Origin of the sequence: Acinetobacter sp. TY1 (assembly GCF_048551395.1) — a bacterium.
Classification (GTDB): domain Bacteria; phylum Pseudomonadota; class Gammaproteobacteria; order Pseudomonadales; family Moraxellaceae; genus Acinetobacter.
This window is the reverse complement of sequence record NZ_JBLYZK010000025.1, coordinates 1-24,231: the sequence shown is the minus strand read 5'-3', so window position 1 is coordinate 24,231 and position 24,231 is coordinate 1. Positions and strand designations below refer to the sequence as shown.

Annotated in this window: 28 protein-coding genes and 1 tRNA gene; 10 read left to right on the top strand and 19 right to left on the bottom strand. The window is 37.7% G+C overall.

Annotation, left to right across the window (positions count from 1 at the left end):
- Nucleotides 1-7: 7 nt before the first annotated feature.
- The 4 genes from atpE to ACK2M2_RS12900 all read right to left on the bottom strand — a co-directional run bounded on the left by atpE (nucleotide 8) and on the right by ACK2M2_RS12900 (nucleotide 2,736).
- Nucleotides 8-262 (bottom strand): F0F1 ATP synthase subunit C, encoded by a 255-nt coding sequence (gene atpE, locus ACK2M2_RS12915; RefSeq protein WP_107008918.1) that lies wholly within the window; start codon nucleotides 260-262, stop codon nucleotides 8-10.
- An 80-nt stretch (nucleotides 263-342) separates the two neighbouring features.
- The gene (gene atpB / locus ACK2M2_RS12910) at nucleotides 343-1,218 is read right to left on the bottom strand and encodes a F0F1 ATP synthase subunit A (protein ID WP_409512552.1); all 876 of its coding nucleotides are present in this window, start codon (nucleotides 1,216-1,218) and stop codon (nucleotides 343-345) included.
- Nucleotides 1,219-1,330: 112 nt separating this feature from the next.
- Nucleotides 1,331-1,723 carry an ATP synthase subunit I gene (locus ACK2M2_RS12905; RefSeq protein ID WP_409512553.1) on the bottom strand — a complete coding sequence of 131 codons (393 nt, stop codon included), beginning with the start codon at nucleotides 1,721-1,723 and terminating at the stop codon, nucleotides 1,331-1,333.
- Nucleotides 1,724-1,893: 170 nt separating this feature from the next.
- Nucleotides 1,894-2,736: a metal ABC transporter solute-binding protein, Zn/Mn family gene (locus ACK2M2_RS12900; protein WP_419349100.1), complete on the bottom strand. Its 843-nt coding sequence runs from the start codon at nucleotides 2,734-2,736 to the stop codon at nucleotides 1,894-1,896.
- A 138-nt stretch (nucleotides 2,737-2,874) separates the two neighbouring features.
- Between ACK2M2_RS12900 and ACK2M2_RS12895 the strand changes: the two genes are divergently transcribed.
- The 3 genes from ACK2M2_RS12895 to znuB are packed head-to-tail and all read left to right on the top strand — an operon-like array spanning nucleotide 2,875 to nucleotide 4,937.
- Nucleotides 2,875-3,372: a transcriptional repressor gene (locus ACK2M2_RS12895; protein WP_409512555.1), complete on the top strand. Its 498-nt coding sequence runs from the start codon at nucleotides 2,875-2,877 to the stop codon at nucleotides 3,370-3,372.
- Nucleotides 3,354-4,133: a zinc ABC transporter ATP-binding protein ZnuC gene (znuC, locus tag ACK2M2_RS12890; protein WP_419349096.1), complete on the top strand. Its 780-nt coding sequence runs from the start codon at nucleotides 3,354-3,356 to the stop codon at nucleotides 4,131-4,133. The genes ACK2M2_RS12895 and znuC overlap by 19 nt, the downstream gene beginning before the upstream one ends.
- A gap of 3 nt (nucleotides 4,134-4,136) precedes the next feature.
- Nucleotides 4,137-4,937, top strand: a complete 801-nt coding sequence (gene znuB / locus ACK2M2_RS12885) for a zinc ABC transporter permease subunit ZnuB (RefSeq protein ID WP_409512557.1) — start codon at nucleotides 4,137-4,139, stop codon at nucleotides 4,935-4,937.
- Nucleotides 4,938-5,374: 437 nt separating this feature from the next.
- On the opposite strand, the gene ACK2M2_RS12880 is transcribed toward znuB, so the two are convergent.
- Nucleotides 5,375-5,995 (bottom strand): LysE family transporter, encoded by a 621-nt coding sequence (locus ACK2M2_RS12880; protein ID WP_419349093.1) that lies wholly within the window; start codon nucleotides 5,993-5,995, stop codon nucleotides 5,375-5,377.
- Between the two features lie 163 nt (nucleotides 5,996-6,158).
- On the opposite strand from ACK2M2_RS12880, the gene ACK2M2_RS12875 reads away from it, so the two are divergent.
- Nucleotides 6,159-7,082, top strand: a complete 924-nt coding sequence (locus ACK2M2_RS12875; RefSeq protein WP_419349090.1) for a Dyp-type peroxidase — start codon at nucleotides 6,159-6,161, stop codon at nucleotides 7,080-7,082.
- A gap of 78 nt (nucleotides 7,083-7,160) precedes the next feature.
- Here the strand turns inward: ACK2M2_RS12875 and ACK2M2_RS12870 are convergent, their stop codons facing one another.
- The 3 genes from ACK2M2_RS12870 to ACK2M2_RS12860 all read right to left on the bottom strand — a co-directional run bounded on the left by ACK2M2_RS12870 (nucleotide 7,161) and on the right by ACK2M2_RS12860 (nucleotide 9,877).
- Nucleotides 7,161-7,553: a hypothetical protein gene (locus ACK2M2_RS12870; protein WP_419349087.1), complete on the bottom strand. Its 393-nt coding sequence runs from the start codon at nucleotides 7,551-7,553 to the stop codon at nucleotides 7,161-7,163.
- Nucleotides 7,554-7,696: 143 nt separating this feature from the next.
- Nucleotides 7,697-9,394: an NAD-dependent malic enzyme gene (locus ACK2M2_RS12865; protein ID WP_419349084.1), complete on the bottom strand. Its 1,698-nt coding sequence runs from the start codon at nucleotides 9,392-9,394 to the stop codon at nucleotides 7,697-7,699.
- A gap of 213 nt (nucleotides 9,395-9,607) precedes the next feature.
- Nucleotides 9,608-9,877 (bottom strand): DUF2798 domain-containing protein, encoded by a 270-nt coding sequence (locus ACK2M2_RS12860; protein ID WP_419349081.1) that lies wholly within the window; start codon nucleotides 9,875-9,877, stop codon nucleotides 9,608-9,610.
- A gap of 179 nt (nucleotides 9,878-10,056) precedes the next feature.
- Between ACK2M2_RS12860 and argS the strand changes: the two genes are divergently transcribed.
- Entirely contained in the window at nucleotides 10,057-11,856 is a 1,800-nt protein-coding gene (argS, locus tag ACK2M2_RS12855; RefSeq protein ID WP_419349078.1) for an arginine--tRNA ligase, read from the top strand.
- 107 nt (nucleotides 11,857-11,963) lie between these two features.
- The gene (locus ACK2M2_RS12850) at nucleotides 11,964-12,566 is read left to right on the top strand and encodes an SPOR domain-containing protein (RefSeq protein ID WP_409512564.1); all 603 of its coding nucleotides are present in this window, start codon (nucleotides 11,964-11,966) and stop codon (nucleotides 12,564-12,566) included.
- A 58-nt stretch (nucleotides 12,567-12,624) separates the two neighbouring features.
- Here ACK2M2_RS12850 and ACK2M2_RS12845 read toward each other — a convergent pair whose 3' ends face one another.
- From ACK2M2_RS12845 to ACK2M2_RS12830, 4 genes are all read right to left on the bottom strand, one after another.
- Nucleotides 12,625-13,236: an alpha/beta fold hydrolase gene (locus ACK2M2_RS12845; RefSeq protein ID WP_419349075.1), complete on the bottom strand. Its 612-nt coding sequence runs from the start codon at nucleotides 13,234-13,236 to the stop codon at nucleotides 12,625-12,627.
- 6 nt (nucleotides 13,237-13,242) lie between these two features.
- Nucleotides 13,243-13,884, bottom strand: a complete 642-nt coding sequence (locus ACK2M2_RS12840; RefSeq protein WP_419349072.1) for a glutathione S-transferase family protein — start codon at nucleotides 13,882-13,884, stop codon at nucleotides 13,243-13,245.
- A gap of 113 nt (nucleotides 13,885-13,997) precedes the next feature.
- Nucleotides 13,998-14,396 carry an OsmC family protein gene (locus ACK2M2_RS12835; RefSeq protein ID WP_419349069.1) on the bottom strand — a complete coding sequence of 133 codons (399 nt, stop codon included), beginning with the start codon at nucleotides 14,394-14,396 and terminating at the stop codon, nucleotides 13,998-14,000.
- Nucleotides 14,397-14,510: 114 nt separating this feature from the next.
- The gene (locus ACK2M2_RS12830) at nucleotides 14,511-15,461 is read right to left on the bottom strand and encodes a pirin family protein (RefSeq protein WP_419349066.1); all 951 of its coding nucleotides are present in this window, start codon (nucleotides 15,459-15,461) and stop codon (nucleotides 14,511-14,513) included.
- Between the two features lie 364 nt (nucleotides 15,462-15,825).
- On the opposite strand from ACK2M2_RS12830, the gene ACK2M2_RS12825 reads away from it, so the two are divergent.
- Nucleotides 15,826-16,830 (top strand): DNA cytosine methyltransferase, encoded by a 1,005-nt coding sequence (locus ACK2M2_RS12825; RefSeq protein WP_419349063.1) that lies wholly within the window; start codon nucleotides 15,826-15,828, stop codon nucleotides 16,828-16,830.
- A 66-nt stretch (nucleotides 16,831-16,896) separates the two neighbouring features.
- On the top strand, nucleotides 16,897-18,033 hold the full coding sequence (locus ACK2M2_RS12820) for a restriction endonuclease (protein WP_419349060.1): 1,137 nt from the start codon (nucleotides 16,897-16,899) through the stop codon (nucleotides 18,031-18,033).
- 49 nt (nucleotides 18,034-18,082) lie between these two features.
- On the opposite strand, the gene guaA is transcribed toward ACK2M2_RS12820, so the two are convergent.
- Both guaA and ACK2M2_RS12810 read right to left on the bottom strand, forming a co-directional pair.
- Nucleotides 18,083-19,651 (bottom strand): glutamine-hydrolyzing GMP synthase, encoded by a 1,569-nt coding sequence (guaA, locus tag ACK2M2_RS12815; protein ID WP_419349058.1) that lies wholly within the window; start codon nucleotides 19,649-19,651, stop codon nucleotides 18,083-18,085.
- Nucleotides 19,652-19,817: 166 nt separating this feature from the next.
- A complete protein-coding gene (locus ACK2M2_RS12810) occupies nucleotides 19,818-20,234 on the bottom strand; it encodes a DoxX family protein (RefSeq protein ID WP_419349055.1) in 417 nt (138 codons plus the stop codon).
- 190 nt (nucleotides 20,235-20,424) lie between these two features.
- On the opposite strand from ACK2M2_RS12810, the gene ACK2M2_RS12805 reads away from it, so the two are divergent.
- The gene (locus ACK2M2_RS12805) at nucleotides 20,425-21,063 is read left to right on the top strand and encodes a DedA family protein (protein WP_409512574.1); all 639 of its coding nucleotides are present in this window, start codon (nucleotides 20,425-20,427) and stop codon (nucleotides 21,061-21,063) included.
- Between the two features lie 16 nt (nucleotides 21,064-21,079).
- Here the strand turns inward: ACK2M2_RS12805 and ACK2M2_RS12800 are convergent, their stop codons facing one another.
- From ACK2M2_RS12800 to ACK2M2_RS12780, 5 genes are all read right to left on the bottom strand, one after another.
- Nucleotides 21,080-21,676 carry a LysE family translocator gene (locus ACK2M2_RS12800; RefSeq protein WP_409512575.1) on the bottom strand — a complete coding sequence of 199 codons (597 nt, stop codon included), beginning with the start codon at nucleotides 21,674-21,676 and terminating at the stop codon, nucleotides 21,080-21,082.
- Nucleotides 21,677-21,880: 204 nt separating this feature from the next.
- Nucleotides 21,881-22,276 (bottom strand): hypothetical protein, encoded by a 396-nt coding sequence (locus ACK2M2_RS12795; RefSeq protein ID WP_409512576.1) that lies wholly within the window; start codon nucleotides 22,274-22,276, stop codon nucleotides 21,881-21,883.
- 13 nt (nucleotides 22,277-22,289) lie between these two features.
- Nucleotides 22,290-23,126 (bottom strand): ParA family protein, encoded by an 837-nt coding sequence (locus ACK2M2_RS12790; protein WP_419349049.1) that lies wholly within the window; start codon nucleotides 23,124-23,126, stop codon nucleotides 22,290-22,292.
- Nucleotides 23,127-23,218: 92 nt separating this feature from the next.
- Complete coding sequence (locus ACK2M2_RS12785; protein WP_419349046.1) at nucleotides 23,219-23,611, bottom strand: SirB2 family protein; 393 nt, start codon at nucleotides 23,609-23,611, stop codon at nucleotides 23,219-23,221.
- 8 nt (nucleotides 23,612-23,619) lie between these two features.
- On the bottom strand, nucleotides 23,620-23,928 hold the full coding sequence (locus ACK2M2_RS12780; protein ID WP_409512579.1) for a BolA family protein: 309 nt from the start codon (nucleotides 23,926-23,928) through the stop codon (nucleotides 23,620-23,622).
- Nucleotides 23,929-24,154: 226 nt separating this feature from the next.
- Between ACK2M2_RS12780 and ACK2M2_RS12775 the strand changes: the two genes are divergently transcribed.
- Nucleotides 24,155-24,230: transfer RNA gene (locus ACK2M2_RS12775), tRNA-Gly, on the top strand.
- Nucleotide 24,231: the final 1 nt, after the last annotated feature.

Sequence of the window (24,231 nt, the reverse complement as noted above, 5' to 3'; positions counted from 1 at the left end):
TAGCGAATTAACCCAATAAGCCGATGAACGGATTTGCGAAGATAATGAACAAGCCAATACCAACACCGATCATAGGCACAGCATCAAGAAGACCCGCGATTAAGAACATACGAGTTTGAAGTTGTGGAGCAAGTTCTGGTTGACGAGCTACAGCTTCAAGGAAGCGACCACCTAAAAGACCAAAACCAATTGCAGTACCTAATGCGCCAAACGCGATTAAAAGGGCAGCTGCAACAGCAGATAAGCCAACTACTAAATCCATGAAAAAATCCTCAGAGGTTGAGTTTAAATCAAACAAAAAAACTGTAGCTCAACCGCCTTAGTGCAGCTGAGCCATATTCATTAATGCTTTTCGGTAGCCATACTCATGTACACGATAGTCAGCATCATGAAAATGAATGCTTGTAACGTGATAATAAGAATATGGAAGATCGCCCAAGGCACAGACAACGCCCATTGTACCCAGAAAGGTAGTAACGCGATCAAGATGAAGATTAACTCACCTGCATACATGTTACCGAACAGTCGAAGTGCCAATGAAATTGGACGTGCAATAAAAGTTACAAGTTCAAGTAAGATATTTACAGGAATAAGTAAAGCTTTTAGCAATGGGTTACTTGGGTTAAATGGGTTAAGTGCAAATTCTGCACCAAAGCCTACAAGTCCTTTTTCACGAATACTATAGAAAATAGTTAATGCAAATACTGACAATGCCATACCCAAAGTTACGTTAGGGTCAGTAGTTGGAACAATTTTAAAGTAAACGTGATGAGGATCCATACCAAATACGTGTGCACCGATCAATTGAGCTGTATACGGGATAAAGTCAACTGGGATTAAGTCCATTAAGTTCATGAGGAAAATCCACACGAAAATGGTTAATGCTAGTGGTGCAATTAAGCGTGATTTGCCATGGAATGTATCGCGAACGCTTGAGTCAACAAACTCGATAATCATCTCAATTGCAGATTGGAATTTGCCAGGGATACCAGCATTTGCAGCTTTCGCTACCATCCAAAATAACAAACAGAAAATCAGACCAAGACCGATTGACCAACCCATCGAATCCAAGTGAATAGCAGTGAACCCCATATCTTTAGCTTCAGCAGCAGTCTCAGCCAACTTCCACGTACCGTCTGGCATTTTGCCATAAGTCATGTTGGTCAAGTGATGCTGAATATACTCAGACGAGGTAAGGGTATGTTCTTCAGCAGCCATAAATCACACCTGGTTAATGTCAAATACTAAATTAGAACTTTAACGAACATCGCGTGCTGCTTGATATCTCGTTAAAGTTCTAAAAAAACTTCATTTTTTGTTGTTTCTACGCCTATTTTTGTAATCGTGCAGCCAATAAAGGCGCAAACCACGACATACACTGAACAAGAATGAAACCACAAAACAATGCAACCGCTGACAACGGCTTAACATTGCTTAAAATCAAAATGAAACCAACGATCACTATTGCAAATTTGCCCATCATGCCCTGATACATGTTCATCAGAACCTGTTTGGATGCACGTGCTCCCGCAGCCCGAAATGATTGCCATGAAAAGTAACTGCAGGCAAGCCAACAGACCAAAGCCCCTAAAGCTGCACTGAGTGCGGCTGTAGTATCTTTGATTACCCAAGCAATCAAGGCTGAAACAGGAATCATTAGTGCTTGTAAAAGGACCAAAGCTTTCGCTAATCGTCGGTCAATCATGCGATTGGCTCGGCTCATTTTTTACTCACTCACAGCATAAATGCTTGACAAGTTTAGCTGATGATCGTTTTTAATCGCAGGCATTATAGGGTTACACCCCTGAACATGCAATCTTTTCCCGATCTTAGTCGTGTTTTTTTAAACGCGACATTGCTTTCGATCTGTACAATTGATGCTTATTTTTTGCATCATTTCCGTGCACTATATATACAGGCTTGTGTTTCTTTTGCCAAACTTTGCCATGCAACCACAAAATCTTGATATTTTGCTAAAGTTTCATCTACAGCCTGAAAAGCAATATTGCCTAATTTACTGTATTGCGCAGGGGTTGCACTACCTTCTGCAAGCAGACACATTTTTGTAACTGGGCGTGTGTCATTTAAATATTTAATCTGCGCAACAGTAGCAGCAACATGCGGATCATCTGTTAAAGCACCTGCAAACTTTAAGTTTAATGGGCGCTCTAAATATTGGTATGCATCATGAAATGCCCAATACGGTTTAGGATTACCTGATGTAGTAAATTTCTGTGATGCTAAAATCATTTCACGGGCAAAACTTTTGGCATTATTCCAATACATTGCTTTATGTTCAGGATATTGCTGTGAACGTAACGCTGCAATAAAGAAACCAATACGAACAGCATTGTTTGGATCAAGCCAAACATGAGTATCAATGGTATTTTTAATTGCCACACCACGAGTGCTACGTAAAGGCAATGCTTGAATGATGCCTGAATCGAGGATTGCAATCGCTTTATTACTTTCACCGAGCACTTTTTCGAGTGGAGCTTCATGTGCTTGCCCCAACCAAATCACCAAGCCTGCTTCTTGAATGGCTTTACGGTGTGCTGGTGTAAGTTGTACATCATGTCCTGACTGATTTCCCAATAACAACTCTGGTGTTTCCACACCTTGTGTAATTTTCTTGGCAATCAAATAAATAGGATGAGTAGAAATAACCAAAGGAGATTGAGCCCATGCCATACCACTTAGAACAGCACACAGCAGAAAAGCGAACACGCGTTTCATGACGAGAAATTACCAAAATATTTTCATGTTATAATATAACAAATATGAAAAAATACCTATGCCATTCGTAAGAAGTTATGGCTTCATGTTAAGATATTCGATTGTCTCTTCATTTAAAAGAAATCCAGAGGGTCTGTTATGAGCTTATGTTCACACGAACATCATGATACTTTGCACGGCGTTCATGATCATCATAATATTGAAGCTCGCCTAGATGAAGCAGAAACCTTGTGTACAGCAACAGGCGCTCGTCTTACTCCATTACGTAAAGAAGTACTCGAGCTCATTTTAAATGCATCAGGTCCTGTCGGCGCTTATGATTTACTTGCTAAACTCAAAGGTACATCTGACCGCCCTGCTGCCCCACCGACAGTCTATCGTACTTTGGACTTCTTACTTGAAAAGGGTCTGATCCACCGTCTAACCTCCATTAATTCATATATTCCGTGTTGCCACCCCCGTGCAGGGCATCAGGCTGCATTTTTAATTTGTAGCCAATGTCATATTGTAAAAGAGGCATCTGCAAAAGGATTGATTCAAGAGTTAGATCATTTGGCAGCATCTGATCAATTTAAAGCACACCACAGTATTATTGAAATTTCTGGAATTTGTCAGCAATGCTCGAACAAGGCTTAACGCCACCTCTGGTTCAGTTGAATCAGATCAATGTCCGCATTGACGAACGTGACATCTTAAAAAATGTTGATTTTTCAATTCATGAAAATGAAATTGTCACGCTGATTGGTCCAAACGGTGCAGGTAAATCTACGCTGATTAAAGTAATTTTGGGTATTACCAAGCCCTCTTCAGGTCAAATTCAAAATAAAAAATCACTGAAGCTGGCTTATGTGCCACAAAAATTTAATCCATCTCATAGCTTGCCGTTACGAGTAAAAGATTTACTCAATCTTGAGAAATGTGATTCTGTGATTAAAGCTGAAATCGTACAAGATACGGGTATTGCAAAGCTACTTGAATCGAAAGTTCAGCAACTGTCAGGCGGTGAGCGCCAACGGGTTTTATTGGCTCGTGCGTTACTTCGCCAACCTGATATTCTAGTACTTGATGAGCCAATGCAAGGCTTAGACATTCAATCTGAAGCTGAGCTTTATGATTATGTACGTAGTCTGCCTGAACGTTACAATTGCTCTGTTTTAATTGTTTCCCACGATTTGCAATGGGTCATGCAAGGTACGCAACGTGTCGTGTGCTTGAACAAGCATATTTGTTGTAGTGGTCTACCTGATAGTATTCAACAACATCCCGAGTACCAAGCACTTTTTGGTACAAATCGGGCATTTTATCAACATCATCACAATCATTGTGCACATGGCGATACTGCAACACCTTGTCTGCATGACCCTCGTCCTCACATTCACCCAGAACCGGAAGCTTAATCCATGATGGAATGGTTACAACTGCTATTACCTGCATGGATTATGGGCACGTTATTGGTGTTTTTAACCGCCCCTCTCGGTTGTTTAATGTTATGGCGTAGAATGTCTTTTTTTGCAGATACCATGGCACACGGCACATTGCTCGGTGTGGCTCTGGCTGCAGTTCTAAGTCTACCGTTATGGATTGGCGTGACATTCACGGCTGTTTTACTTGTTGCCGTTTTGTGGGTGTTACATGATCCTCGTTTACCCAACGATGCATTACTTGCTCTCTGTTCAGCAACGCTACTTTGCTCAGGTTTACTGCTGATTCAACATTTACCTGCCTTACGTCCTGAATTGCTCAGCTATTTATTTGGTGACTTACTCACCATTGAATGGTCTGATTTACCTATGTTTGCTACAGTTATTGTTGTTGCACTCGCGATTTTATATAAAAATTGGCAAGCACAGATTCAAATTGCAATTGATCCCGATATTGCGGTCAGTGAAGGTGTGAATGCCAAATGGCAACGCCTTGTTTTTATGATGCTCTTGGCTTTATTTACGGTACTTGCTTTACGTGCAGTCGGTTCATTATTGATGGGTGCATTATTAGTCATTCCTGCCCTAGCCGCACGTTTACTTTCACATTCACCTAAACAAATGATGATTGGTGCGTTCATTATTGCTCAGTTCGGTATTACTGTCGGCTTATGGTCAAGTGCGGGCTTAGATACTTCTACAGGCTTAACGATTGTTTTAACCATGTCATTATTGTTTGCCATTATTTTTATTATTCAAAAATTTAAAAAAATGGCTTAAAACGATTAATCTTAGAAGTGAAGGACGACATGCTTGGATTCATCAAATACGAATCGAGCATTCATTTTTCCCAAATTTCAATCTCGTCAAAAAAGCCAATAGGTCTCTTCCATAAAACAAAAAATGATCCTTTAATGTCCTGTTTTTAAATCAGAATATTTTCATGTTTTATTTATAATTTAAGAACAAGATATATTGATACTCAAAAGCTTACAGATATTTAGGTTCAGCGACTTGGTCAACGTTTAACGTCATGTTAAACAAACTAAAATACACGCCCCAATAAAAAGGCAGACCCTATATTTTGGACTTAGAGGATCAGCTTCATCAGATAAATCTATAATTGTTAATCTTCCTGACATTCAAAGTATGCCGACATTTTAATGACAACACTAATTATAAAAGCACTCAAATCAACACTCAAAAACCTATAAGGTTTACTGATGTACCAGACTCAATAGACCTGCCGCACAACTAAATAGCACAGCAAAAGTCCGATTCATAATTTTTTGCTGTTTTTGCGATTTCAATAAGCGTAAAACTTTCGCCGCTAAACCTGTATAACCCGCCATGACAATCATATCAATCGTAACCATTGTTACAGCCATAATCACATACTGAATCCACTGTGGTTTCGATAAATCTAAGAATTGAGGCAAAACTGCCAATAGAAAAACTATCGCCTTCGGATTACTAATATTGACAATAAAACCATGCAAAATGATTTTAGGAATCGACTTTAATTTTTTTTCCGATTGAATATCAATAGATTGTGCTGGTGCTGTCCATTGTAAGTAAGCAAGATACAATAAGTACAAGATCCCAAACCATTTCACCACTAAAAAAGCCCATGGTGTTGTCGCAAATAAAACCCCTACCCCGGCTGCCACAATACAAATCTGAACCAAAAGTGCGATTTGCAGCCCAATGACATTCCAATACCCACGACGGAAACCATAATTTAAACCACTCGACATTGAAGCAATTGCCCCCGCACCGGGTGATACACTAATCACCCAACATGCAGCCATATATGTAAGCCAAATTTGAAACAACATAATTATTTTTCAGGAGAATACGAAACAAGCAATTATATGCCTTTATTGTCGTATTTTTCGATGAATTTGATTTAAAAAACCATCCACAAAAACTGTCTAACTTCTCCTATATCATGCACAATAGATTAAAAATATTGCTCATAAATTCAAGGACTCATTTTATATGACCGCACAATCTGTCATTTTACCCTTACCTTCAAACCATGCACGCTTTATTGTTTTAAATTTAAAAAATTTGTCGATTGAAGACCTTAAACAACAACTGAATACTCTATTTTCTACACGTGACCGCCTCATTGGACAACACCCGAGCGCAGAAGTAAAAACAGCAGTTGCTTTTGGTCCCACACTTTGGGCACAACTTCACGAACAGACACCAACAGGCTTCAAGCAACTTGACCCTGTATATGGTGCATTTAATATGCCCGTCGTTCCTGCCGATGTCATCATTCATATTGCTTCTGCACGTGTAGATTTATGTTTTGCACTCAGCCAAGCTTTTTTTGAAGGAATTCAAGATCAAGTCGACGTTTTAGATGAACGTGTTTGCTTCCGTTATCTTGATGGACGTGATTTAACAGGTTTCATTGATGGTACTGAAAATCCACAATTCCATGATGATCGTGCTGAAACTACACTTTTAGGTGAGGATGCAGGTATTTTTGCAGATGGTTCGTTTGTTTTTGCACAACGCTATGTTCATGCTTTAGACAAATGGAAACGTTTAAAAGTAGATGCTCAAGAGCATGTGATTGGTCGTTCTAAACTTGAAAGCATTGAAATGGACGACGACGTTAAACCTGAAAATGCTCACATTGCCCGTGTTGTTATTGAAGATGAAAAAGGTGAGGAGCAAGAAATTTTACGCCATTCTTTACCCTATGGTGATGGTCAAGGTGATAAAGGACTATTCTTTATCGCATATACCAAAAATCTCAGTATTATTGATGACATGCTAAAACATATGTTTGGTACAACAGGTGACGGAGTCCATGATCGTTTGTTGCACTTCACTACAGCCGTTGATGGTGCCTATTATTTTGCTCCAAGCGAAGATTTACTGACCGAAATTCTCGGTGAAGAATAAAAAAATTTATAATATTTCTCCCTGTCACACTATCGTCACAGGGAGTTTTTTATTTTTCACATATATCAATGCTCTTGATCAAGGCGCATTTGAATTATGAACATCCAAGGCTTTACGGCAAATTTCATCATTTGAATATGCAAAAATACGATGCTCACCACTTTCGATGAATGCCGCATCCTGCTCAAAGCCAAAAGCCTTTTTTGAAATATCACAATGATACGATGATAACTGATAAGCCTGAATCACTTGGCACTTTGGCTCTTCTTCTGCCTCATCAAAACCTGACCATTGCTCAACATTCACTGTATCGCACAAGGTTTTAGAAGTACCGATTGGCTTTGGCTGTTCAGTTCGAGATGCTGTTTCGCTAACATTCACTTTTTGTTCATTTGATTGTTTTTGCTCAGACCCATCACAAGCCACCAAACCCATTGCCACCATTAACACGATACTGACTGTTTTTAACATTAACCTTCCCCCCTTATTTTCAAATCATTTTTACAATGCCATTTTTATAGTATGTTTAAAATTCAAAATAAAAAAGCAGTACCTGCCGATACTGCTTTTAAAACAACATTCAAATGAACATTGAAAAGATACCTGATCCTGCTTTAGAACGGCACACGACGATAACTACGATATTCAGGTTTCCAGAAATTCTGTTCAATACTTTCCTGAATTTGCTCATCGCTGATTTGCGGAGCAACACCATCTTCAATTGCTGCTTTTGCAACTTTAAAGGCAATAATACGAGAAACAGCTTGTAACTCATTTAAATCTGGTAATAAGTCCGCAGATGGATCAGTCAATTTTGGCGAACAATCTGCCAATGCTGTACTTGAAACCATCAACATTCTATCAGTTACACGAGTCGCACCTACTGCGACCACGCCCAAGCCAATACCTGGGAAAATATATGAATTATTACACTGTGAAATATTGTAGATTTGCCCATGATAAGTTACAGGCAAGAATGGACTACCTGTTGCAATGAGCGCACGACCTTCCGTCCAGTGAATAATATCTGCAGGTACAGCTTCGACTTGTGAAGTTGGATTAGATAAGGGTAAAACGATTGGATTTACACAATGCGCTGCCATGGTCTTAATAATTTCTTCAGTAAACAAACCTGGCTGACCCGACACGCCAATTAACACAGTTGGTTTGGCATTTTTCACTACATCAAGCAATGAAATAATATTATCTGCACTTGCCCAACCATCAACCACACTGAGTTTCTGCACAAGACGACTTTGGAAATCAAGTAAATTTGGCTGATTTTCAGTGAGTAAACCAAAGCGATCAACCATATACACTTGTGAGCGTGCCTGTGCATCGGTTAAACCTTCTGCCACCATTTGCGCAATAATCTGCTCTGCAATACCACAACCTGCCGACCCAGCACCCAAAAAGGCAATCACTTGATCTTTGAGTTGCTTGCCTGCTGCTCGACTTGCTGCAATCAACGTACCAACAGAAACGGCTGCTGTACCTTGAATATCATCATTAAAACAACAGATTTTATCACGATATTTTTGCAATAAAGGCATCGCATTTTTCTGTGCAAAATCTTCAAACTGAATTAAAGCTTTTGGCCAACGGCGTTTGACAGCCTGAATGACCTCATCAACAAATGCATAATATTCATCACCACTAATACGAGGCTGAGACCAACCCATATAAATTGGATCATTCAGCAAATGTGGATTATTTGTACCCACATCAAGTGTGATTGGTAGTGTATATGCAGGGCTAATACCGCCACACGCAGTATAAAGTGATAGTTTCCCAATCGGGATACCCATACCACCAATACCTTGATCTCCCAAACCTAAAATACGCTCACCGTCAGTGATTACAATCACTTTGACGTTTTTACGATTGACGTTATGAATAATCTCATCAATGTGTTTACGGTCAGGATAAGAAATAAAGACACCACGATGACGGCGATAAATATCTGAGAAACGCTGACAAGCCTCACCCACCGTTGGCGTGTAAATAATAGGCATCATTTCACTGAGATGATTTTCAATGAGGTGATAAAACAATGTTTCATTGGTGTCTTGAATATTACGCAAATAAATATGCTTATTGATCGCTTCATTAAATGAACAATATTGCTGATATGAACGCTGACTTTGCTCTTCAATACTTTCAATAACATGCGGAATCAAACCATGTAAGTTAAAAGAAGTGCGCTCATTTTCAGTAAAAGCTGAGCCTTTATTGAGTAAAGGGAGTTCAAGCAAAGCATTGCCTGCATAGTGAATATACAGCGGATATCTATTTAAATTTTCAGTGGTCATTTCCATTCTCATCGACCTAAAACGTCTCTATACGTTTAGGATTTAATCCAATACAACTTTAATTTCTGACAAGCTTAAGCCTATTTTGAAGCAAATGGGTATTTAGATACGTGATAATGATATGCCATATATTTTACAGAATGATAAATCCATCATATTTTTAAAATTGTACATTTTACACTCGGTTATTTTATTTTTTAAAACACAATGCTTCTAATCACGCATATCTACAAGTATACCTGTCAATTTTCGCACCAAAGGCAAAACTATAAGAACCACAGGATAAGCCACAACCCATGAGATCAACCATGCCGACAGCCATTTCTTAAAAAAATGTTCACTTAACCCAACATTCAAGATTAGATTGATGAGTGATACCATACCACTCATCAAACATGATAAGAATAAAGGCATAATCCACATGGCATATTTTGCGGGAAGTTTTGGAATATTCCCCACAATCATTGGACGATTTTCAGACATATCACGCTCTAGCTAAATTAGATCATTTTGTACCGTATTGTATAAGATCAACAACGAATATGCTTTAACCATCACATTTATCTATCGGATAAGTTTTATTCTGTAAAATGCATTCACCTAAAGACCTCGAAATTTGCTATATTTAGCGTTTTTCTGCGACATTTATTTCTCGATAGATTATGAATACGGCCATACAAGCAGCTCTTGATCATGCAGTACAGTCCCTAAAAGCTGAAGGGACACTTCCATCTGATTGGAACAACACGAGTATCCTGACGCGAACTAAAGATCGAAGTCATGGTGACTTTGCATCCAACATTGCGATGATTGCATCTAAAGCTGCGGGTATGAAACCTCGTGATTTGGCTGATAAAATTCTCGCAAATTTGCCTGAAGTTGCTGATATTTCTAAAGCAGAAATTGCAGGTCCAGGTTTTATCAATTTCTTTTTAAATGCAGATCAACGCTTTGCTGTACTTGACCAAATTCAAATACAGAAAGATCAGTTTGGTCAAACAACTGTCAATGCAGCAAAACGCATTCAAGTTGAATTTGTATCTGCAAATCCGACTTCAAGCCTACACGTAGGACATGGTCGTGGTGCAGCATACGGTATGACGGTTGCCAACTTACTTGAAGCAACTGGTGCAACCGTTGACCGTGAGTACTATGTCAATGACGCAGGTCGTCAAATGGACATTCTTGCAACTTCAACTTATTTACGCTACCTAGAATTGACAGGTCAGGAACTCGTTTTCCCGAAAAATGCTTATCAAGGTGATTATGTTAAAGAAATCGCACAAAGCATTATTGATAAAGATGGCGATGCATATGTCCGTCCTGTGGCTGACATTTATAAAGATGTACCTGAAGATGTTCAATATGCCGCTGAGCTTGATGCTGAAGGGAATAAAGTTGTCCTTTCAGGCGATAAAGAAAAGCATATTGATGGTTTAATCCACAATGCTCAAAACCATTTAAATGCAGGTTACCGCGTTTTCCATCAAGCAGCTTTACATGCAATTTTAGATGACATTAAAGATGACCTTGGTGAATTTGGCGTAACTTTTGACAAATGGTTCAGTGAAGCATCTTTGACTGAAAAAATTGATGAAGCATTACAAACGCTTGATCAACGTGGCTTCCTATATGAAAAAGATGGCAACATTTGGTTTAAATCGACTGAATTTGGTGATGAAAAAGACCGTGTAGTGAAACGTCGTAATGGTCAAACCACTTATTTTGCCTCTGACATTGCATACCATTTAAATAAATTACAACGTGGCTATACCGATATCATTGATATTTGGGGTTCAGATCACCACGGTTATATTGCTCGTGTAAAAGCAGCAATTGATGCGATGGGTTATGACTCTAAAAAATTAACGGTATTGTTAGTTCAGTTTGTGAGCTTGTGGCGCAGTGGCGTGATGGTGCAAATGTCATCTCGTTCAGGTCAATTTGTGACTTTACGTGATTTACGCAAAGAAGTGGGTATTGATGCCGCACGTTTTTACTATGTAATGCGTAAATCTGAACAACACATTGACTTTGACTTAGACCTTGCTGTGTCACAAAGCAAAGACAATGCCGTGTATTACATTCAATATGCGCATGCACGTATTCAACGTATTTTGCAAAAAGCACAAGCTTCAAATCTTGAGCTAAATGTTGCTACTGCTCGTGAACACGCAAACTTATTAACTTTAGACACTGAAACTGAAATTTTAGCGAAGCTTGCTGCTTATCCTGAAGTTTTAGTTCGTGCTGCCAATAGTTATGAACCACATCAAATTGGTAATTACCTGAAAGAATTGGCTGCCCTGTTTCATGGTTGGTATGCGCAAGATGGTATCAAATTCATTGATGATCAAAATGTTACATTATCACAAGCACGTTTACTGTTATCATCAAATGTACAGCAAGTGCTTCGAAATGGTTTAACATTGCTTGGCGTATCTGCTCCTGAAAGCATGTAAGCAAAGTACTCTTTGATACATCAGTAATACAATAAATCGTTACTTTACATCGGGCTAAAGCAAAATTATGCTTAAACCCGATGTTTAAAAATAATTAGAGGTTCCTCGTGTTTGGAAAAACGCAACGCGGTGTATCAGAAAGACCGAATAAACCGAAAAAGCCACTCATACCAAAATGGTTAGGCATGCTCGTGGTCATTTTAATCGTGTTAAGTTTTGCAGTGGCATTGCTCCTGTGGAAACCTTGGGCACCTGTACAACCACGCAACAATACAGTGACGTCACCGCATTATCAGGAAGATACTAATAAAGACTACCGTTTTTATGACCTACTTCCGCAGCAACAAGTCACACCTATTCCTGAACAAGCTGTGCCTGAAACTAAAACACAGCAACAACCTTTAATTATTGAAGCTCCAGCCAAAACTGAAGAGGTCAATACGAGTGTAGATGCGAATGAGCAAGCGCCTGTAGTCCAACAACCTGAATTTATTTTACAGGTGAAAAGCTATGATGATCCTGATGCTGCCGATGCTCGCCGTGCTGAAATTATTTTGAATGGTCTTTCAGCCGATGTTGTACAAAGTTCTGAAGGAAATAAGGTTTGGTATCGTGTGATTTCAGGACCATATGCTTCTGAAAATGCAGCGGTGATGGCACAACAAACTTTGCAACATAGCGGTATCGACTCGATTGTGGTGAAACGCTAATCTTGCTTAATACAGACCTTAAATAAAAAAGATGCCTCGGCATCTTTTTTATTGAACTTTATTCTTCGATTGACATAATTTTTTCAATAAATGCCTGAAGTAAAAATGCTACTTGATCAGCATGTAGCTGTGCCAAATCATGTTGCCCTTGTTGAATTACATGAAGTTCAGACAAAATGATTTTTCCATGTAAGTACTGTCCAATCGCGACAGGACTAATGGGATCGGCATCACCCCAAATCAACAATACAGGACATTCAATTTTATACAGCAAATTATCCAAATAAACCTGAGGCTGTACAAACCAATCAGGTACATCAAATGTCTGTTGATAGTCCTGTCGCCAATCGGCAACATTAAAAGAGCTTAAATCAACTCCGCCCGATGTCGCAACTAAAACTAAAGCATCAACAAGGTCGGGCTTTTGCAAAGCAGCTTGAACAGCAAATATGCCACCCATTGACTGTGCAACAATGACCGAAGGCTGTGATATTTGATCTAGGACATAGCGCTGTAAATCTAAAAAATTATTTACATTGGCATGATCGCCATAACCACCAAAACTCGGATAAGCAATAACGGTTTTGCCATCTTGTTCAGGTAATAAATCCATTAGCGGTTGCCAAAATTCAGTATTACCCGATGCACCCGGTAAAAAAATCATATTCATTTAGATCTAAAAACCACTTTTGGCTTTGGCTTTTTGAAAGGCTGGACGTTGCTGTATTCTTTCAGCATAGGCAACAATTTGTGGCTTATTTCCTTTAATTCGCTCTTGCATCGCAACCACAGGGAAACTCAGTTGAATATCTACAAAGGAAAATTGCCCTGCTGCATATTCATTTTTGGAAAAATAATCTTCGAGAAAAGCTGTATGTTCTTTTAATCGTGGATTGATAAAACCACCTTTCACTCCATCTGAAATTTTCTTTGCAATAGGTCGAATAATAAAAGGAACATGCTTTGGCATATTGGTCATCACTAGCGTCATGACCAAATAAGGCATGAGTGAACCCTCTGCATAATGCATCCAATAATTGTATTGCATTAAATCTTTAGGATTTTGAGGTTTAAATTTATTGTCTTTGTCGTAGGTCGCCTGTAAATATTCGAGGATTACGGCAGATTCAGCAATCGTCAGATCACCATCGGTCAATACAGGTGATTTACCTAGAGGATGAATAGCTTTTAACTCAGGCGGTGCAGCAAAAGTGGGTAAACGTTTGTAGTGCTTAATTTGATATTCCACACCCAACTCTTCCAACGCCCAAATAATACGGAGTGAGCGTGACTGTTCTAGATGATGTAGTGTAATCATTATTGTGATCTCTTTAGGTTTCTTTCAATATAACCTAAAGAGATTAAAAAATGACACCCTGTTTTTTAAAAAATAGCATCTATATTTTTTAAATTTATTCATTAATCAATTGCTTAAACAATAGATGTATTGATTTCAACACTACGCAATAAAGTCTTGGTGACAGGCGTTTTTTGACAAACCGCCAGGATTTTTGCACTCAGCTCTTCATCCAAAGGACTGACAAAAGACAAACGGCGTTCAATCCATTCCTTGCCTTCTTTGTTGGCTTTAAAATCTGCTTCTACCGTAAACTCGCCCAAATCAAAACCTTTATGTTCTGCATACATACGCAAGGTGATCATGGTGCATGAAATTAGACCTGAACAAATAAAGTCATACGGTGCAGGACCTTTGTCTTGACCACCAAACGATTCAGGTTTATCTGTAATAAATTGATGTTTATGACTGATGATTTCACCTGCCCATGGTTCAGGCAAGCTTTTTACTTTTGCAGTGGCAATCGTACCCATGATCATTATCCTTTATTTTTAATTATTCAAAATTAGTGGCTTTAAATTCCAAATAAAGCCACTAACTTTTAAAACATAATTTATTGAAATATAAATTATTAATACATAACCGAGTTATTTTGATGGGCGCATACTATCTGGGAATACTGGTGCTTTTAAGCTTTCACCAATATAACTTGGAATACTGCCAAAACGAGGATCTTTATTGATCCATTGTTCACGGGCAATACGTAATTCTTCTTGGGTACGACCCACAAAGTTCCACCACAGTAAAATTGGTGATTCAAATGGTTCACCACCGAGCAATAAGATGCGACCGCCTTCATGAATTTCAATATCAAGTTCAGTCAAACCTGGCTCAAGAACAACAAGATTATCTTGGTCAAGTTCATGACCATTCACCACTGCTGTACCTTCCAATGCCATAAATGCATATTCAAATTTCGGATTTAAACTTAAACGTGTTTTTGTTTTCTCCTTCGCCGTTAAGTCCACACCTAAAAGTTCTGTATGTACTTTTACAGGTGATGTCGTATTTAAAAACTCACCGACAAGAATGGTAAATTCAACGCCATCTTTTTCTACTACAGGCAATTCTGGATAGTGATCAAACTGCGGTGCCATATTAATTTTGGCATCTGGCAATGCAATCCAAAGCTGTGCAGCATGCATTTTAGTTTCAGTTGCAGGTGCAACTTCGGTATGCGAAATACCATGACCTGCCGTCATTAAGTTAACTTGTTTTGGACGAATCAGCTGATCTACTGTTCCAAGACTGTCGCTATGCAACATCGTGCCTTCAATCATCCATGTAAAGGTTTGTAAACCAATATGCGGATGTGGTCCAACATCAAGCCCTTCACCTTGTTTAAAATGAACTGGACCTGCATGGTCTAGAAAGCACCATGCGCCAATCATGCGTTTTTCACGGCTTGGTAGTGCACGTTTAATGACTGTGCCTTTGCCAATTTCCGCAGAACGAATTTGAAAGTCTTGAATAAATTTATTCACGTACTTTTCACAGTCATCCGAATGGGAAATTTCAGTGTCATGGGTATTGGTCATATTATTATCCTAAAGTTGTTCACGAGCTCAGGATGTTGAGGCGAGCATCATCCTATTTCACTTCATATTAGCGGTTCAGCCTGTATTGTCCTACTCGTATGTTAATACGCTGAAACCCGTTTATAGGACAATAACAGTTTTGTTTTTATTGTAAGTCGTTTGAACTATGTCTAGTTTTGATTTGCAGGGTTTCTTTGGTTTAACTTTGCTTTTTAAAAAAATCGTCCTAAAAAAGCTAATCAAAAACAGAACCCATCCATTATTTTTAACAATATTCGTAAAACCTAACATCAAATGCTGCAAATTACTTTAATATAGCTTACTATCAGAAAATTTATTTTCACCTTACCTCGTGAGACCATTAATGCAAGCTCAGCCTCAGCTAGTCAATGTTCAATTTGCTGAACAGGCTAATACTCAATTTAAATTCATTGACCTCTTTGCAGGCGTAGGTGGATTTAGAATGGCTTTGCAAAATTTAAAAGGTAGCTGTGTTTTTAGTAGTGAATGGAATAAAAATGCTCAAGAGACATACTTTCAAAATTATGGTGAAAAACCAGATGGCGATATCACATTAAATGACACTAAAGAAAAAATCCCTCAAAATTTTGATATTTTATGTGGTGGCTTTCCTTGCCAAGCCTTTTCTATTGCGGGTAATCAAAAAGGTTTTAATGAAACACGTGGGACATTATTTTTCGATATTGTAGATATCGCAGAAAGACACCAACCTCGTGTAATTTTTTTAGAAAATGTAAAAAATTTAATTTCTCACGATAAAGGCAATACATTTGAAGTCATTAAAAATACGTTAAAAGAGCTTGGTTATGCAGTCTATTTTCAAGTTTTAAATAGTATGACTCATGCCAATGTACCGCAAAACCGTGAACGTATTTTTATTGTAGCGTTTAATGAAGCACTTGTTCCTAATCATGCCGAGTTTCAATTTCCTGAAGCAATTCCACTGACGAAAACCATTCATGATTTTCTAGAAACAGAAAAAGTTGATCAGAAGTATTATTACAAACCTGATCACATGTATTACCCTACATTGAAAGAAAGTATGACTTCTCGTGATACTTTATATCAGTGGCGTCGTGTTTATGTACGTGAAAATAAGAGTAATGTTTGCCCAACCTTAACAGCAAATATGGGTGCAGGTGGTCATAATGTGCCGTTATTGGTGGATGATTTTGGTATTCGTAAACTTACTCCGAAAGAGTGTTTTGCGTTTCAAGGCTACCCTGTAGATAAAATGGTTTTTCCTGAAAAAATGGCAAATAGTGCTTTATATATGCAAGCAGGAAATTCAGTCACGATGCCATTGATTCAACGGATTGGGGAAAAGATTTTAAAAGTTATCAAATAATAATTTTTAAACCATATTATTTACTGTATAACTATTAGGTTTTCAATTACTTCTATATGAAATACTATGGTTAGCTTCGCTCGAATCGATAAAAAAAATAATGGTGAATATTTAAAATTACTTGAGGCAGTTGGTAAACTTTCAGGACTATTTAGTGAAAGTACAACCCCTTTTATAAACTATCGTGTTGCAGAAAATATTTTTTGTCGAAGCTTCTTAGCAGAAAATTTATCACGATCAGATACGGCTTATGATGCAAAGTTTCAAGGGACAATTGGTGTAGGGCTTAAAACTTTTGTATGTGAAACTAACAGTAGCAATGAAAAAATTGCTGAATTCAATGCCTTATCTCATACATTATCACAATTAAATGGTTTAAAATTAGCTAAAAAACTAGCAGAATATCGCAATGAAAGAATTGAGTTAGCAAATAGGCTTTATAACATTTCTAATAGCGTATACCACATTGTTGCTAGAAGAAATGGCGAACTAGTACTATTCGAAACTGATTATGAAAAAATTGATCTAACTAACATTAAAATCATAAAAACAACAAAAGCTAGCATTTTATTTGAAGATGGTATTAATCAATATTCATTTAATTTTTCAAAAAGTACCCTATTTAGAAAGTTTTATATTCCCCAAAATGGATTTAGACTTCCTATTGAAATTATTGATGATCCATATTCTCTTCTTTTAGATTTATTCCAAAACACAAGGCTAGACGTAGCTGAAGATAAACTTACAAAAGGACAAGATTTTGTCGTCTTACCATTATATGGCATCAAAAATAAAGAAAAATTTGTATTTGAAAGTAGTGGTTTAAATCAATGGAATGCTGGTGGCAGAGCAAGAGACAAAGGCGAAGTATATATTCCTATTCCTAAAAAAATTCATGAACTATTCCCAAGTTTTTTCCCACCCAAAGATCACGTTTTCGAACTAGAAGTGCCTACTGGTGAAATATTCTCAGCTAAAGTATGCCAACAAAACTCTAAAGCACTAATGACTAATCCAAATAAAGCACTTTCAGATTGGTTATTAAGAAAATTATTACAACTAAAAGAAGGTGAATTAGCAACTATTGAAAAGCTTCTAGAGTTGGGCTTTGATAGTGTTATTATTTACAGAGATAGTGGCAATAAATTCAAAATTGATAAGGCAGAACTTAACGGTTACGAAAACTTTATATACAACGAATAAAAAGAGCGCCTAAGCACCCTCTTTATTTAAAATAATTTTCTTTAGAAAATTATTCCCATTCAATTGTAGCTGGGGGCTTAGAAGACACGTCATAAACAACACGTGAAACATCAGCAATTTCATTCATGATACGAGTAGAAATCTTGTCTACTAAGTCGTATGGAAGATGAGCAAAACGAGCTGTCATAAAGTCAACAGTTTCAACAGCACGAAGTGCAATGACCCATGCATAACGACGACCATCACCTACAACACCAACTGATTTAACAGGTTGGAATACAGCAAATGCTTGTGCAGTTTTGTCATACCAACCGCTTACACGAAGTTCTTGCATGAAAATATCATCGGCTAAACGTAAAATATCAGCATATTCTTTTTTCACTTCACCCAAAATACGCACACCTAAACCTGGACCTGGGAATGGATGACGATAAAGCATTTCGAAAGGAAGACCTAAAGTTGTCCCTAAACGGCGAACTTCATCTTTAAACAAGTCACGAATTGGCTCAACCAATTCAAATGCTAAATCTTCTGGTAAACCGCCCACGTTATGGTGCGACTTAATCACATGTGCTTTACCATTTTTGGTTGCAGCAGATTCGATTACGTCAGGGTAAATTGTCCCTTGTGCAAGGAAGTTTACACCATCAAGCTTACGTGCTTCTTCAGCAAATACATTGATGAATTCACGACCAATGATTTTACGTTTCGCTTCAGGATCAACTTCACCTTTAAGCGCAGTTAAGAAACGGTTTTCAGCATCGGCACGAATCACACGGATACCCATGTTCTTCGCAAACATATCCATCACTTGCTCGCCTTCGTTCAAACGAAGTAAACCATTATCTACAAATACACATGTCAATTGATCGCCAATTGCACGGTGTAAAAGCGCAGCAACAACAGATGAATCTACGCCACCTGAAAGACCTAAAAGAACTTTTTGATCACCAATTTGTTGACGTAATTGCTCAACACGTAAATCAATGATGTTTTCAGAGTTCCAAAGGTTACGACATCCACAAATGCTGTGAACGAAGTTAGAAATAATTTGCTCACCTTTTGCAGTGTGAGTCACTTCAGGGTGGAACTGAATACCATAGAAACGACGTTCTTCATCAGAAACCATTGCAAATGGGCAGCTTGGCGTACTTGCAGTTACTTGGAAACCTGCTGGAATTGCAGTGACTTTGTCACCATGGCTCATCCACACTTTTAATTGGTCTTTACCATCTTCAAGATCGCCAATCAGTTTATCACGCACTTGAATGTCGACTTCGGCATAACCAAATTCATGAACATCACCTGGTTCTACTTTACCACCAAGTTGTTCTGACATGGTTTGCAAACCATAGCAAATACCCAATACAGGTACGCCTAAGTTGAACACAACTTCAGGAGCACGTGGACTACCAGCTTCATAAACACTTTCTGGACCACCTGAAAGGATAATCCCGTTTGGGTTAAATGCACGAATGTCATCTTCTGACATATCGAATGCGTACATTTCTGAATATACACCCGCTTCACGAACACGGCGTGCAATCAGCTGGCTATATTGAGAACCGAAATCCAAAATCAGGATACGATCTTCAGTAATTTGAGTATTGGTCGTCATGGCTATACAACTATGCAGGCAAATGGATTTAAGCGCCATATTCTAGCATTTTTCAGTGCAAGACGCACTGTATTCATCACTCTTGTATTTTGTAAGAAAAAGATGATTTATTTCAAATAAATAAAAGCACAAAATTGCGCTTTTATTTACTGACTTATTTTACAAATTATTTCTCAATTGCATGATCAATACTGAACTTACCCGCACCATACAGCATCAAGTAAAACAAACCACCTGCCATTGCTATATTTTTCATAAAGTTAGTGGCATCATCTGCACCACCATGAAATAAAAATGCCGTGATAATACTAAAAATACCTAAACCCAATGCGGCAAAACGCGCTTGAAAACCGAAAAGTAATGCCAAACCACCGCCTAGCTCAACAAAAATAGTCAATGGTAACATTGCACCTGGAACACCCATCGCTTCCATATACCCAACAGTTGCACTATATGCTGTAAGCTTGCCGTAGCCAGCAACAATAAAAATGTACGCCATAAGAATACGTGCAAATAATGCCAAGACGGCTTGAGCAGTCGGTTGATTGACTATATTTTTAACAACAACATTGGGATTAAACATGGTAAAACTCTTTTCATTATTTAAGAATTGAAGCTATTTTAATCTGATTAGAAAATGAATAAATATATGAAATTAGTATCCATCGTATTAAATATGCAACGATATCAGCGGAATTTATTTAGTTTTTCATACTGACTTTCCCTGCTCATACTGCTAGGCTTTGTGCACAATTTCACATAGTTTTAGTCCCATGGATTTAATTGATTTTATCTTACACGTAGACGAACACCTTTTTGAATTTATTAAAAATTATGGCGTATGGATCTACGGCATTTTATTTTTGATTATTTTTGTGGAAACAGGTTTAGTGGTGATGCCATTTTTACCTGGCGATAGCCTATTATTTGCTGCGGGTGCATTAGCAGCCTCTACAGGTGCAATGGATCCTGTCGTTTTAATCATTTTATTGTTTATCGCCGCTGTTTTAGGTGACACGCTAAACTATCACATTGGTAAATATATTGGTCCGCGTGTGTTTGAAATCGAATCTCGATGGATTAACAAGCAACATTTAATTAAAACATCTGAGTTTTTTGAACGCCACGGTGGTAAAACCATTATATTTGCTCGCTTTATTCCTTTTGCTCGTACCTTTGCACCTTTTGTCGCTGGTGCAGGCAGCATGAATTATAAATTTTTCCTCACCTTTAATGTTATTGGTGCCATTTGTTGGGTCGGTTCTTTTATTACTTTGGGTTATTTATTTGGCAATATGCCAATTGTTAAAGATAATTTTACTCATTTGATTTTTGGTATTATTTTCTTGAGCATTTTACCGGGCATTATTGGCTATATTCGTCATAAATTTTTTGCTAAAAAAGAAGCTTAAAATCCTTTAAGTTTACTTAAGCCATAAAAATACGATACACCACAGGCAACATACAAATCATCAATAACAACGCCGACCCTTTATATATTTGGTCGGTGCTTATTCGCTTTAATTTTCCTGCCAATAATGCTCGTCCAAAATACATCCAGAACAATGCGCAAGGCAAAAGACTTAAACAAACAATCCCCATAATAAAGACGTAACTCCCCAAAGAATCCCATGTTTCCACAGGAAGTACACCAACCGTCAATAAAATAACTTTTGGATTTTTAAGGGTATGAATAAAAACTTTACTTGGCTTGAACAATAAATTGAGCTGACTTTGTTTTTTTAACTGTGATGATTTCCATAAATGGAATGCTAGCCACATCACGTAAATTGCACTCATAAAATGTAGCCAATGCATCAAATTTGGCCACACTGGCATACTCAAGTGAATCAACAATGCCCACATGGCTATGCCATACAAATAACCCAAAATTTCAGCCGGAATTAAATGAATGGTTTTAGCAATACCTTGATGATATGCGGAACTGGCAAGTAAAGCATTTACTGGTCCTGGAATCAGTAGAACGGCAAATAACGCGACAACAAAAAACCAACTTTCGATCATAAAGCGTGCAAAAATATTTAAAGCGAGGCACACCTTAAACGAAATACGGTAAAAAAAACAAGGAAAATACCCAATTTAAAATGGGTTATACTCTCCTCAAATATAAAATTATTATTTTAATATACTGATTTTTAATCAATAAATTTTGAAACATTTCCATTATTAAGCAGACTCTTAATCTTTCACTAAAAGTCTGCCTATCAATTATTTTTTCACTTCTTGGCGTTTGGGAATATAAGGACAGTTTTTAAATTGAGCAGCTTGCGATAGTGCATCTTGCTCACCATACAAACGACCCAATTCGGTTTTTTTGGTATTGCTAGACTGCCCCATATTCACTGAAATAGATGGACCAAAGCCCCAACCACCATGACTTCCCCATCCACCACCTAAACCAAGACCAACACCCATACCTTTACTTTTCGGTGGCTGTACACCATTGTTAATATATTGCTGAATACGATCGAATTCCTGTGCCAATTGTGCACAATTCATCGCTTGATATTGGGTAGGAGAAACATAAGTCGGTTTAACCGTTGTCGCACAACCTGTCATCAATACCGCTGAAAGAGCCAATAGACTCCAGTTGATGGTTTTCATTGCATTTCCACGCTTATTTATTTTCAATTTCATTGAACAATAATTGATAGGCCTGCGTCAATTTATGATCTGTAGCCAAATAAATCAACGGCAGATTTTTATGATGGGATTCTTTCATTAAGACAGACGGTGGCAACATACTATTTAATATAGGCAAGCCTTCATCTTTCAACTGTTGAACGACTTCACGTGGCAATTTTGCTTGTGCTTGATATTGATTAACCACAATACCTTCAATTTCTAGACGATCATTATGATCATCTTGTGTTTCAATCACATTTTCAATTAATGTTTGCAAAGCACGTTTTGAAAATACATCGCAGTCAAATGGAATCAGTACACGATCTGCGGTAATGAGTGCCGAGAGTGTAAAAAAGTTAAATGCAGGTGGTGTATCAATAAAAATACGGTCATATTGACCTTTTAAGGTTTCAATGGCATCACGTAATTTATAAATTTTATGTTTACTGACCAATGCATGTTCAAGCGCACCCAAAGTTGGGCTGGCAGGTAAAACATCCAATTTTTTAAAAGGCGAACGATGAATATATTGATCAAAACCTTTATTTTTAGATTTTAATAATGAGCCAATTGCATTTCCAAGCAACCCTTTTTGTTGATTATTCCCCAATACATCATCAAAAAAATTTTCAATATTTGGCTCAAGCGCAGTTTTATCTGCTGAATAAGTTGCATCATCACCCAACAAATACTGACTTGAATTAGCTTGTGGATCGAGGTCAATCACCAAAGTCTTTAAACCTTGATGCGCACTCATTGCCGCAAGATTCACCGTAATACTTGATTTCCCCACACCACCTTTTTGGTTAAATACAACACGTGTCAGCATAGTTCCCTCAAAATTTTAATATTTTATCAATATGAAGTTTAATTGATTGCCTAACCTGTACTGATTTTTATGTCAGACAATCTTTAAAAAGTCTAATTAAACACAGGTTTAATGATGACCAATGAAATAATAGCAATCAATGCCACAGCACTGACAAAAAGACCTGCTCGGCGCTGTGCCAATAAAATTGTGTCATCTTTACGCCATGTTTTAATTAATGATGAAATCAGGACGAGGAACAAAACAATTTTGGCGTAGAACCAAGGTTGAACCTGAAAATTATTCATAAATAGAAGAATTACACCCGTCAAAACGATCAAGGTATAAGACAAATGTTGCACAGCCACATAAGCTACCCGCCCTTTCGGATTGGGCTGATCATTTTGAATACCTGTAAAGAGTGTCAAAGCTCGCGCTAAAAAGACAATGATTGCAACACTCACACTTGTCATATGAATAATTTTAACGAGTAAATGTAAATCCATATTTATTCTCAAGCTTTAGGTGCGTGTGCACATTCTGGACTTGCAGGTGCTTCACCTTGCCATTCTTCAGGTACGTAAGCATGAATTGCCAAAGCATGAATTTTACCTGCTTCGAGTAACCCTGTTGCTGCTGCATAAATTTTTTGATGGCGCTGTACTAAGCGTAAGCCTTGAAAAATATCACTTACAATAATAACTTTAAAATGTGATTCTTTTCCGGGGAAATATCCACCATGACCCGATGATTCATTGATCACCTGTAAATGTGCAGGCTGTAGCGCATTTAACTGAGTAATCAGTTGTTGTTCTAGGCTCATAGAATTTCCTTACTGAAATGAACGATTGAAATAAAGTATAGCCTTTATTTCAATCTGCTCAAAATCTACAATTGGTAAAATACAATCGATTAAAAACTGAATCTGAAGCATTTTTCAGCATAAATTACTTTTTTCTAAGCAAATTTGGTTTTATTTTATGCAAATAGTGTATTCAGCTATAAAAAAATGTTGACCCTCTTGTTTCATACTGTATTATACACGGCATGCGGGAATAGCTCAGTTGGTAGAGCATAACCTTGCCAAGGTTGGGGTCGAGAGTTCGAGTCTCTTTTCCCGCTCCAA